We start from the raw sequence: 12,208 nt of genomic DNA, 5'->3' as shown, positions 1-12,208 counted from the left end.
CCGGCAGCCATGGCACGGCCCGCACCGTCGGAGGTCACGCTCGTGACCGGCGCCTCTTCAGGCATCGGGCGCGCACTGGCCATCTCGCTGGCGAGCCGGGGCGACAGGGTCATCGTGCTGGCTCGCCGCGCTGCGCTGCTCGAAACACTGGTCGAGGAAATCACGGTGGCCGGTGGCCAGGCCCGGGCTGTCGTGGCCGATGTCACCGATCGTGAGACACTGGCGGCCGCGCTGGCCGAGGCGACCGCGCATACCGGTGCCATTACCCGGCTCGTGGCCAACGCCGGCGGCGGCAGTCGCACGGACATGACGGCTTATGATGCCGCGACGATCGCCGATATCCTGCGGCTCAACGTCGAAGGGGTCGTGAACAGCGTCGGCTGTGTGCTGGCCCCGATGCAGGCGGCCGGTCGCGGTCATATCGTGGTGATGGGCAGCCTGGCCGCCACGCGGGGGTTGCCGAACGCGGCGGCCTATTCGGCGGCCAAGGCCGGCGTCGCCCGTTTCACCGAGAGCCTGGCGATCGATCTGGCGGAGACCGGCATCGATGTCACGCTGCTCGAGCCGGGCTTCGTCACCAAGCCCGGCAAGCGCGTGAAATGGCCGCGCATGGCCATGACGCAGGCGGTCGAGCGGATGAGCCGCGCGATCGTCCGTCGAATCCCGTATTGGCGCGGGCCGTCAAGTCTGGTATTTGCCGCGGGTATCCTGCGGTTGCTACCGTCTCGCGCCTATATCCGCATCATGGCCGGTCGCGGGCGTCGCTGACCGGTCGCGCTCGTCCGTGCCTTCGGACGTCTTAATCGAGGTTGATCATGAGTGCAGACGGCAAGGGTTTTTCCGATCTCCGGCGCAAGAAGATCAAGAAGGTCGGCAAGCGACTGTTCCGCGGATCGTTGATGGACTTCCTGTCGTCGCAATCCAAGATTCCGGACACGCCGGTGCTCGATAACGCCCTGTTCCCGTGGGCCGAGAACCTGCGTGCCCAGTGGCCGGTCATGCGTGACGAACTCGATGCGCTGCTCGAGCGGCGGGCGGCCCTGCCGAGCTTTCAGGAGATCAGCCCGGACCAGGCGCGCATCTCGACCGACGATCAGTGGAAGACCTTCATGCTCTGGGGGTTCGGCACGCGCATGGACTTCGGCTGCGAGCTGTGCCCGCAGACCGCGGCCGCGCTCGAACAGGTGCCAGGGCTTTCCAATGCGTTCTTTTCCATCCTGGGCCCGGGCAAGCATATTCCGCGACACCGCGGCGTGACCAAGGGACTGGTGCGCTGTCATATCGGTCTGCGCGTGCCCGACTCGCCCGAGCGTTGCCTGATTCAGGTCGACGACGTGGACTGTGCCTGGGAGGAAGGCGGCATGTTCTTCTTCGACGACACGTATCCGCATGAAGTCTGGAACGAAACCGACGGCTATCGCGCCGTGCTGCTGTTCGATATCGAACGGCCGATGGGCATGCCCGGCAAGGCTGTTTCACGGGCGATGATCGCTGCGCTCCGCCGTACCGGCTACTTCCGTGACGCGCTGGCCAATCAGCGTGCCTGGGAGGAACGTTATCGGGCGGCGATGGCCTAAGTTCCACATTACGGCCTGCGGCTGACGTCGACTCGGGGGAGAGCGTCACGCCGCGGGCCATCCTGCAGCGCACGGAACTCGGAGGAGCACGAGGGCTATGCCGCGGTTCTATTTTTCCACGCGCCGGAGCCATCAGGTGCCGGCGTGGTTGCGCCAGCCGATCTGGCTGGCCGAGGCGGCCGGCGTGGCCGCGGTGGTCGGGCTTTTCCGTATCCTGCCGTTGCGGCTGGCGCTGGCGCTCGGCGCGCGTCTGGGCGAGGTGTTCGGCCGTTTTTCGCCGCGCCTCGACAAGGTCCGACGCAATCTCAACGTGGTTTTCGCCAACGCCGATGCCGGCTGGCTCACCCACCTGACGCGAGCCTCGTTCGCCAATGTCGGCGTGGCCATGGCCGAGCTGGCCAATCTCGGCCGTATCTGGCGGGCCCGGTCACGCCGGATCGAATTTCGCGAGCTGCCCGGCGCGGTCACGCCGAGCCCCGAGCGGCCAACCGTTTTCGTCACCGCCCATATCGGCCCCTGGCAGCTCGCGCCGCTGGTCGGGCGCCAGTACGGACTGGTCATCCCGGTGATCTATGCGCCCGAGCAGAATCCTTACGTCGATCGTCTGCTCAATCGATTGCGGGGTGTCTTCGCGGCACCGCTGGTCTCGCGCGACGGGGCGATGCGGGCCTTCATGCGCTCGCTGGGCAGGGGCCAGTCCATCGGGCTGACGGTGGATACGCGACTGGACAGCGGGGAATCCGTGCCGTTCTTCGGCGAGCCGGCCATGACCAACACCGCACCGGCCCGTCTGGCACTGCGCTTCGACTGTGATCTGGTGCCGGTGATCGCCGAGCGTCTCCCGGGCGCGCAGTTCCGCGTGAACATCCATCCGCCGATTGCCGCGGGCGCGACCTGCGCAAATCGCGATGAGGCCGTTCTAGACATGTCGCGTCAGATCAACGCGCTGTTCGAGGCCGAGATCACGCGGAATCCGGACCAGTGGCTCTGCCTGAAACGGCGCTGGCCCAAACAGGTGCATCGACGTTACGCATGATCGCGTGCATCAATGGGTGCATGCGGTCGTATAATGGCGCGGCATCAATCGCTGTGAGTGCAACGGGCAGGTAAGTCGTGGCCATTCGTATCAAACGTGTCGCTGAAACGCTGATCGAGGGCGATTTGCGCCATGCCGACTCCGGCCAGCGTGCGCCGTTGTGCATCACGCTGGCGCCGCACGCCGATGTGACGCCGTCGGAGGCGCCGCCGGTGCGTATCTTTCTCGGTACGGAGGCCGTGCAGTTCCGTGCGGAGCGGGCGTTCGTCTATTCGATCGAGCGTGTGCGCGATCCGGCCCGGACCTATGAAATCTACCTCATGAAGGATTTCGAGGGGTTCGAGCGACGGCTGTGGCTGACCGGTTTCACGAACTATCGCTTCATGATCCCCGAGCTGGCCGGCGGCACGGGCCGTGCGATCTACAACGACACCGATCAGATCTATCTGCGTGACCCGGCCGAGCTGTTCGATGCCGACATGGGGGAGGCCGGCGTGCTGTCGATCAACGATCACGACACGTCGGTCATGCTCATCGACTGTGCCCGGATGGTTCGTCTGTGGAACGGCCGCAGCGCACGGCGCATCGGCAACCGCGAGCTCGAGCGGCGCATGCGCGAGGCCGATCTCTGGGGTGATCTGGACAACGCCTGGAACGCGCGCGATGCCGAATATGTCGCGGACGCGTCGAAAGTGGTGCACTACACCACCATTCACACACAGCCCTGGCGGCCGACGCCGCAGGATTTCGTCTACGGTGCCAATCCCGCGGCCGATATCTGGCACCGGATCGAGGCCGAGGCCGATGCGGCTGGCTTTCAGGTATGGAACAGCGCGCAGCCATCGCCCCTGCTCAAGCGCCGTTTCGACATCGGCGATTTTGCGGCCCCCGCGCGGGCGCGGCTGGCGGATTTCGTGGCCGCGGCCACCGACGTTGGGGCGCGCCGCGCGGCCTACTACGGCTATGATCGCGGCGCGCGCCTGCGCCGGGCGATGGCGGACATCGAAATCACCATGTGCGATTTCGCCGATCTCGTTGCCCCGCGCGCCGAGCCGGCACCGGTCGACATGGTGTTCGCCGACGGTCTGGCCGAAATCCCCGACACCGATACGCCCTGGATTCTCGATGCGCTGTTCGCGCGCGCCCGGCGTGCGGTCGTGGTCGCGGTCACTCTGGATACCAGCGAGGAACGAGACACCCCGGCGGATGCGATCTGGTGGTACCAGCAGCTGGTCTCGGCGGGCTCGCGGGCCCCGGATCGTCACTGGCGTCTGGTCGTGCGCAAGCCGCGACGTATCCGCAAGCCGCGCGTCTGGTACTGGTCGGGGGGGGCACTAGCGCGGCGCGATCCCCAGGTCTGGGCGCTCACGCATTACAAGACCGGCCATCGCAGCCAGACACTCGGCGTGGCACAGGCGCTTGGCTGGCCCGTCAGCGAGCACGCGATCCGTCGGTCGCCGCTGACCTATGCCGGGGCGATCGTGCGCGATGCGCTGGGCATCGGCGCAGCCGAATGGCCGCACGGACTTGCCGCACCCTGGCCGGACGTGATCGTGGCCTCGGGCTGGCTGCCGGCCGTGGCCGCGCGGGCTGTGGCACGTCGCAGCCGGGCCCGGACCCGACTCGTGCTCATGGGGCGTCGTGGTGGGCGGATTGGCGAGACCCAGAACATCGCCATCGTCTGCAAGCACTTCGATCTGCCGCCGAATCCCCGTCAGATCGAGACATTGCTGCCGCCGAGCAAGGTAGCCACCGCGCAGCTGCGTGAGGCCGAGGCCGAATGGCCGGATCTGTTCGCCGGCGCAGAAGGCCCGCGGGTCGCCTGGTTGGTCGGCGGCGATACCGTCCAGCATGCCCTGGACGATGACACCGCGCTGGCGTTGACCCAGCGCATCCGCGATCAGGTCCATGCGGCCGCGGGGCAGCTTGCCGTGCTGACCAGTCGGCGGACCTCGCAGTCGGCCACGGATGCCATACGCGCCGGGTTGTACAAGCGCGATGCGCTGGTTGGCTGGGGCGAACACTCGGCCGACCGCAACCCGTATCTGGGCTATCTTGCACACGCCGACGTCCTGGTCGTGACCGGTGAAAGCGAGTCGATGCTGGCCGAGGCGGTGGCGACCGGAAAGCCGGTCTATATTGCCCCGCTGCCGACGGCCCGGCCCAATCTGCGACGTCGCCTGGCGGACCGGGTCATCGCGCAGGCCGGGCAGGACCGGTTCAACAAGCGCGGTTCGGCGCGCCCGCAGGAAGGGTTGCAATATATCTGCGCGCGCCTGGTCGAACGCCGGATCTTCGTGCCGCGTCGCAACATGCCGGAATTGCACGATGCCCTGGTGGACCAGGGCGTCGCCCGCATGCTCGGCGATTCGCTGACGGGCTGGCGGCCGCCGGCATGGCACGAAACGGAATGGCTGGCGCGCCGTATCCGGGCGCTGCTGCCGCTGCCCGGTGAGCGGGCGGCCGAGGCCGAGAGCGAGACGCCACGGACCGGGGACAGCCGCGTTCGTGTCGGCTGAGGCGAGCGAAGCCGGCGCGGAGACGCCGCACGTCTGGGTGCTGCTCGGCGAGGGCGCCGGGGGAAACGCGCAGATGATCGCGCTGGCCGAGGCACTCGGCTGGCCGTACGAGACACGCCAGTTGTCCTGGAATGTGTTGAATCATCTGCCGAATCCAGTGATCGGCGCGCATGCGTTCACGCTCGATCGTGACGCCGCGACGCTGCAACCGCCGTGGCCGGATCTGGTGATCGCGGCCTCGCGTCGCGCTGCGCCCGTGGCGCGCTGGATCAAGGCTCGCTCAGGCAACCGCACGCGACTGGTACATCTGCTCCATACGCAGATGAACCCGCGGTATTTCGATCTCGTGGTGACGAGTGCTCAGTTCCGGGTACCGACGGCGCCCAACGTGTTGCGAACCACGCTGCCACTCAACGTTGTCGAGCCGGCAACCCGCGAGGCCGCAGCTTGTGCCTGGCGGCCCCGGCTTTCGCATCTGCCCGGCCCCTGGATCGGCGTGCTGGTGGGTGGCACGAGTTCGAGCCATCGCTTCGATGCCACCACGGCCCGAGCCCTGGCCGAGCGCGCGAACGCCATGGCACAGGCGACCGGCGGTTCGCTGCTGGTCACCACGAGCCGACGCACGCCGTGCGAGGCGGCCGATGTGCTGGCCGCCGGTCTGACCGTGCCCCATTACTTTCATGCCTGGCGCGCCGACGATCCGGACAACCCGTATCCGGCATTTCTGGCCTTGTGCGCACGCTTCCTCGTGACCGGCGATTCGGCCTCTCTGCCGGCCGAAGCGGCGGCCACGGGCGCGCCTGTCACACTGTTCGAATGGCCGTCCATACGGCCGCCACGATCGTTACCGGCTATGGTCAAGCCGATTCATCGTGCTTTAGTCTATAACGGCTGGTACAAGCCGCGCCGCGATTTCGCAGCTTTCCACGCCGGGCTGCGCGATGCGGGGCTCGTCGACACCGAGTCGCCGGCAACGCCGCCCGACGATATGGCCCGGGTCGTGTCGGCCGTGCGCGCGCTCTTCGAACGCGATCGGCCGATGGACTCGGCTGCCGCGATCTGTCAATCGACTGGACACTCGTCATGACGTATCTGGACTTCGACAAGCTTGCCGCCATGGATGGCAAGGCCTTCCGCGCGACCGACCCGTATCCCTGGATCAATCCGGCCGGCCTGCTCACCGACGAAGGCTATGCGCGGCTGCTGGCCAGCATGCCGAGCACCGAGATCATGACGCCGCAATTCGGCCAGGCACGCTCGCACGGGCAGAAACCGCACGACCGCTACTCGCTGGAATATCGACCGCGGGTGGGCATTTCCGATGACTGGCAGGCCTTTATCGACGAACTGCAGTCGGATGCCTACTACGACTTCGTCAAGAAGATGTTCGGGCGCGGCCTGTTCAAGCTCAATTTCCACTGGCACTACGCGCCCCGAGGCGCTTCGGTCTCGCCGCATTGCGATGCCCAGCGCAAGCTCGGTTCGCATATCTTCTACTTCAGCTCGCCGGAGACCTGGTCGCCGGATTGGGGCGGCGATACCGTGATTCTGGACGACCACGGCGCCTTCGATCGCAAGTCGGCGCCGGAATTCGAGGATTTTCCGGACGCCTACGAAGGCGAGAGCGTGGGCAACTACAGCCTGCTGTTCCAGCGGCAGTCGAAATCCTGGCACGGCGTGCGCGAGATCACCTGTCCCGAGGGCATGCATCGCAAGGTCTTCATCGTGGTCATCAACGACCGGGTGCGTGCCGCGGTCCGGCGCGTCAAGGGCCGGCTCAAGGGCGAGGAGATCCGCGATGTCTGAAGCCGATGCCGCGGCCGTGGTGCCGCCGCCGGATCCCGAGCGCTCGACGGTGGTCGCCGTGCTTGGTGCCGGCCGCAGCGGGACAAGTGCGATCACGCGCGGTCTGTCGGCGCTCGGCGTTGATCTCGGCGCCAATCTGCGTCGTGCCGGCGGCAAGAATCCCACCGGGTTCTTCGAGGACAACGACGTGCTGGCGATCAGCAAGCGCCTGAAGTCGGCGCTGGGGATTCGTGGGCATAGCGTGCGCCTGCTCGATGATGCCGAGTTCGAGACGCCGCGCATGAAGGCCATCCAGGCGGATGCCGTGGCCACGCTGGGCGCACGGTTCGGCAACACACCGCTGTGGGGCTACAAGTATTCGCGGACCCTGCGCACGATGCCGTTCTGGGAAGGCATTCACGCCGCCCTGGGTCTGGATACGCGCTACTTGATCGCCTTGCGCAATCCCATGTCGGTCGCGCGCTCGCGCGGCAAGATCAACCCGCAGCGTGGCCGACAGGTCTGGTCCGACATGGAATGGCTGGTCAACGTGGTGCCTTATTTCGCGCGCACGGCAGGTCGGCCGCGTGCGGTGGTGGATTTCGATCGACTGATGGCCGATCCGCGTGGCCAATTGATGCGTGTCGCCCGGGACCTCGGGTTGCCCGTCGGCCCCGATCAGGCTGCGGGCATCGAGGAGTACGCGACGAAATTCCTGCAACAGGACAAACCGGCGTCGCGATTCTCGCGCGAGGATCTGCTGGCCGATCCGGCGGTCAATCGCTGGACCGCCGAGGGATATCAGTTGCTGGATGCCGTGGCGGCGGACGAGCTCTCGCAGGCCTCCGATGAGTTCGGGCGGCGCTGGCAGGCGTTGGCTCGTGACGTCGAGGCGTTGGGGCCGTTTCTGGCCGAGTTCGATCATCGCCGCGCCGAGACCGAGCGCGTCCGTTGGAATCCGGCCAGCCCGATCCAGGCGTTGCGTCAGGTGATTCGCGATCTCGAGGCCAAGTGAGGCGACGGCATTCGGCTCGGGCCTGTTCAACACGAATGAATCGGCGTACCGCAGGCCATTGGGTGCAAGACAAAACGCACGTGCCCGCGGTGTCGCCGGGCCAATGCGTGAACGGCAAGGCTGAATGGCGGGACCATGAGCAGCTCCCAACCGAGTCGTGACGAATCCGCTGTCCGGCGTTTTGCATCGCCCCATCGGCCCAGCCCGCCGTTGTGGCCCATGCCTGGCCGCTGATGCGACTGCCTGTGTCCTGACGACACTAAGGCCTGTTGAGGTTTCGTTCGAGCGCCTTTTCGTCGAGAGACCGTCGTGTGTCCGGCAAGGCGCGAGTCGCCGTATCGTGGCGTGCCGCGATCAAGGCTCGCAACGTCGCCGGACGCCCATCGTCGATTTTTCATGGGCGGCCCAACCCGAAGGGACAAGCGCCCCAAAATCAAAGACACGACGGCAATACAGGGTTCCAGCACGCTGGCGCAGAATGACACGCTATGCGTGCGACGCCTCGTCTTGCGCAGAACAGCGCTTGGCGCGGACTCGCACGAAACCTCAACAGGCCCTAAGGCAGAATGACGGCCGTACGCGCCCGATGCCTTGTCTTGCAATAAAAATGAGTGCCGGCGCGGCGCACGCGGGACGTGTTATGAATCCGGCACCAAAACAGCTGACGACGTCAGCTTTTTTCAACGCCATCGAAGAATAAACACCGGCACTTGTCCGTCTTTTTATCTTCAATGGCTTCACGGCCGTTGGCCGTGGCGCGCGTGCTTTCGCACACGCGTGTTATCAACCTGAGAAATCATCTATTTTTATGCCGGGCTAATAACAGGCTCTAGGCTGGAATCGAAGCCTCGGTCGGGGCTGAGGGCCTGGTGGCCGCCGGATCTAGCAACGCGGCGTAGCAGGCGGCGGCGTTGTTGGCCGAGTAGCGCTCCGCGTGCTCACGGCGCACGGCGACCTCTCCAGGCGTGTCGAGTGCGGCCTCGATGGCGCGCGCCATCGCGATCTCGTCGCCGACGGCCACCAGCGCGCCGTATCGGCCGTTGTCCAGAACCTCGGCACTGCCGCCGGGACAATCCGTGGCCACGACCGGGCAGCCGCAGGCCAGCGCCTGGATCAGCACGCCCGGCAGCCCCTCCCAGCGGGACGGCAGGACGAAAACCCCGGCTGCGGCCATCGCAGAGAAGGGTTGTTCATCCCAGCCGGGCAGGGCGACATCGTCGGCCACGCCAAGTCGGGTGGCATGGTCGGCCAGCGCAGCCCGTTCGTCGCCGTCGCCGATCAGCACCAGGCGCACCGGGCGATTTGCCCGCACGCGGGCGAACGCACGCAGGAGAGTGTGGGGATCCTTCTGGTCGACGAGCCGCCCGACGCCCAGCACGACCGGTGCCTGGCCGGGCGCGAACCAGCCGTCTCGTCGCGGCTGGCCGGCATGATGACGTAGCGTGGTATCGATCACCGGGTTCGGAGCGGTGTGCAGTCGGGCGCGGTCCAGGCCGGCGCAGTCGATCAGATCGTCGGCCACGGCCTGCGAGACGCCGATGATTGCATCAGCGCGAGCATAGGTACGGCGCACGAGCGGCGCGAGATGACGCCAGCGTGACTTGTCTTGATATCGGGTAATGAACGACGAGAGCATGTTGCGTTCGCTGACCACCACGCGGCCGGGACGACCGGCCAGTCGATGGGCCCACACGGCCACGAGATTGCACTGTGTCATGGCCGAGAGCAGGCCGATCGGCGGTCGCGCGCGCAGATGGTCGCGAAGCCCGGCCAGAAAATCGAGCTTGCGCCAGGTTTTGAGCGGCCACAGAACCGTCGGCCCCAGCTCGCGCCAACCGCCCGGATCAGCCGCCAGCGCCAGTAGACGCCCGAGGCCGGCGGTACTGGCCGACAGAACGGTCACGTGAACCCCGGCCCGTCGTAGTTCGCCAGCCAGGGTCGGGTCGTCGTGACACACGATCAGATCCACGGCGTAACCGCGGTCGACCAGCGCGACGGCTAGATTGCGCATCGAACGCTGGACACCACCGCCGCCGAGAGACGACGTGAAAATCGCCAGACGTGACCGGTCGACGCCGCTCATCACGGGGCCATCCTGGGGGGCGCTGGACGCCGGACACATGCCGCCAACGCCACTGCGGCGCCCGACGCCTGGAGACTGTACGATGCAAGCGACAGCAATGGTGAACAGACGAGCGTAAAATCGAGCGACGAAGGATACCGCGTCGTATCTGAACGCGTGCATCACGGCTGGTGACAGTCGTTGAACATTGTGCGCCCGGTATGGATCAACGATGAGTCCGAGCACGTGCAACTGATCAGAGATTTCTTTCGCAATTACCCGAAGCAGGTCATCGTCGTCTGGCTGGCGCTGTCGATCGCCAGCGTGGCCGAGGGGCTGAGCCTGTCGACACTGTTGCCGCTGCTGAGCATCGCCACCGGCGACAGCGCCAACATGGTCGGCCACAAGACCACCGACTTTCTGACCCAGACCCTGCACTGGGCCTCGATCAATCCGACGATCTCGACCATGGTCGTGCTGGTCGTCATCGGGTTGGTCGTCAAGGCCGGGTTGACGCTGCTGGCCTATCGCGAGGTCGGTTACACGGTCGCTGCGATCGCCACAGACACGCGTCTGGCTTTCCTGCGGGCCCTGTCGGCCTCGCGCTGGGAATATTTCCTCAGCCAGCGAACCGGTCGACTGGCCAATTCCATCTCGACCGAGGCCACGAACAGCGCCGGCGCGTTCCAGAGCCTGGCGAATCTGGCCTCGATCAGTTCACAGTCGGCGGTGTTTCTGGCCGTGGCGCTGCTCATCAACTGGAAGATCGCGGGGCTGGCGATTCTGATCGGCGCCGGCATCTTCATGCTGCTCAAGATCATGGTCTCGATCTCGCGCGAGGCTGGCAGCCAGCAGAAGGGCGCCTTTCAGCAGCTCATGGCCCTGTTGACCGATTCGCTGTCCTCGCTGAAGCCGCTCAAGGCAATGGCCCGCGAACAACACATGGATCAGATGCTCGAGCGGCAGACGCGCCATCTCAACGATGCGTTGCGGACCAGCGTGCTCGCTTCGGAGACTCTCAAGGCGGTTCAGGAGCTGCTGATCGGTCTGGTGCTGGTGGCCGGTGTCGCGGCGTCGCTGACGCTGCTCGACCTCGAACTGTCCGAGATCATGGTGCTGACCATCGTCCTGGCGCGTCTGCTGACCAAGTTGTCGAAACTGCAGCAGGAGTATCAGAAACTCGTGTCCAAGGAAGCCTTCTACTGGGCCATGGACGAGGCGATCGACGAAGCCCGCGATGCCCGCGAAGAGGGATTCGGCGAGCGCAGTCCGAGCCTGCATCGGGGGATCCGGCTCGAGCACGTCAGCTTTGCCTACGGTGGGCGTACCGTGCTGCACGACGTGGATATCGACATCCCGGCCGGTCAGTTCACCACGCTGGTCGGCTTCTCCGGAGCCGGCAAGACGACGCTCATCGATCTGATCATCGGGCTGCTGCGTGCCAGTTCGGGCCGGGTGCTCATCGACGACGCACCGATCGACGATCTGGATATCCGCGCCTGGCGGCACATGATCGGCTACGTGCCACAGGATACGGTGCTGCTGCACGAGACGGTCTACAACAACATCGCCATCGGCGACGACAGCCTGACCGAGGCCGACGTGGAGACGGCACTCAGAAAAGCCGGCGCCTGGGCATTCGTCAGCGCGCTCAGCGAGGGCATGCATACCAGTGTCGGCGAACACGGCGGCCGCTTGTCCGGCGGCCAGAGACAGCGCATCGTGATCGCGCGGGCGCTGGTGCACAAGCCGCGTCTGGTCATTCTCGACGAGGCCACGAGCGCGCTCGACCCGGACACCGAGCGCGAAGTCAGCGCCACGCTGGCCGCACTCGGCGAGGAACATACCGTGCTCGCGGTATCCCACCGCGCAGCGCTGACCGAGCGCTCGGATATCGTTTATCGCATCGAGAACGGGCACGCCACCCGCATGGCCGATGACGCGCGCGCGACGGCCTAGAATGTGTCGACCTAGGGCGTGTTGAGGTTTCGTGCGAGTCCGCGCCGAGTGCGCCCTGAAATTGACGATGGGCGGCAAGACGAGGCGTCGCACGCATAGCGTGTCATGCTGCGCCAGCGTGCTAGAACGCTGGATTGCCGTCGTGTTTTTGATGTTGGGGCACTTGTCCTGAAGGGTTGGGCCGCCCATGAAAAATCGACGATGGGCGCCCCGCGGCGTTGCGAGTCTGGATCTTGGCACGCCACGACCGGCGAC

General features: G+C 66.1%; 9 protein-coding genes. 8 read left to right on the top strand and 1 reads right to left on the bottom strand.

Annotated features, from left to right (window positions below; genetic code table 11):
* The first annotated feature begins 9 nt into the window (after positions 1-9).
* The 7 genes from D3260_RS12545 to D3260_RS12515 all read left to right on the top strand — a co-directional run bounded on the left by D3260_RS12545 (position 10) and on the right by D3260_RS12515 (position 7,932).
* Positions 10-768, top strand: a complete 759-nt coding sequence (locus tag D3260_RS12545; RefSeq protein ID WP_120098945.1) for an SDR family oxidoreductase — start codon at positions 10-12, stop codon at positions 766-768.
* A gap of 47 nt (positions 769-815) precedes the next feature.
* On the top strand, positions 816-1,577 hold the full coding sequence (locus D3260_RS12540; RefSeq protein WP_120098944.1) for an aspartyl/asparaginyl beta-hydroxylase domain-containing protein: 762 nt from the start codon (positions 816-818) through the stop codon (positions 1,575-1,577).
* A gap of 97 nt (positions 1,578-1,674) precedes the next feature.
* Complete coding sequence (locus D3260_RS12535) at positions 1,675-2,613, top strand: lysophospholipid acyltransferase family protein (RefSeq protein ID WP_120098943.1); 939 nt, start codon at positions 1,675-1,677, stop codon at positions 2,611-2,613.
* A gap of 77 nt (positions 2,614-2,690) precedes the next feature.
* Positions 2,691-5,132 carry an ELM1/GtrOC1 family putative glycosyltransferase gene (locus D3260_RS12530; protein WP_120098942.1) on the top strand — a complete coding sequence of 814 codons (2,442 nt, stop codon included), beginning with the start codon at positions 2,691-2,693 and terminating at the stop codon, positions 5,130-5,132.
* A complete protein-coding gene (locus tag D3260_RS12525; RefSeq protein ID WP_233544062.1) occupies positions 5,122-6,219 on the top strand; it encodes a mitochondrial fission ELM1 family protein in 1,098 nt (365 codons plus the stop codon). The genes D3260_RS12530 and D3260_RS12525 overlap by 11 nt, the downstream gene beginning before the upstream one ends.
* Positions 6,216-6,938, top strand: a complete 723-nt coding sequence (locus D3260_RS12520; protein WP_120098941.1) for a hypothetical protein — start codon at positions 6,216-6,218, stop codon at positions 6,936-6,938. Before D3260_RS12525 ends, D3260_RS12520 begins: the two co-directional genes overlap by 4 nt.
* A complete protein-coding gene (locus D3260_RS12515) occupies positions 6,931-7,932 on the top strand; it encodes a sulfotransferase family protein (protein ID WP_120098940.1) in 1,002 nt (333 codons plus the stop codon). The genes D3260_RS12520 and D3260_RS12515 overlap by 8 nt, the downstream gene beginning before the upstream one ends.
* Positions 7,933-8,761: 829 nt before the next feature.
* Here the strand turns inward: D3260_RS12515 and D3260_RS17990 are convergent.
* Positions 8,762-10,015: a glycosyltransferase gene (locus D3260_RS17990; RefSeq protein ID WP_305000222.1), complete on the bottom strand. Its 1,254-nt coding sequence runs from the start codon at positions 10,013-10,015 to the stop codon at positions 8,762-8,764.
* Between the two features lie 225 nt (positions 10,016-10,240).
* Between D3260_RS17990 and D3260_RS12505 the strand changes: the two genes are divergently transcribed.
* On the top strand, positions 10,241-11,953 hold the full coding sequence (locus D3260_RS12505; protein WP_147418192.1) for an ABC transporter ATP-binding protein: 1,713 nt from the start codon (positions 10,241-10,243) through the stop codon (positions 11,951-11,953).
* Positions 11,954-12,208 lie beyond the last annotated feature (255 nt).

The sequence above is a fragment of the Salinisphaera sp. Q1T1-3 genome, assembly GCF_003602005.1.
GTDB lineage: Bacteria > Pseudomonadota > Gammaproteobacteria > Nevskiales > Salinisphaeraceae > Salinisphaera.
Note: the sequence above shows the minus strand (reverse complement) of the source record. Positions and strands in the feature narration are given on the sequence as shown.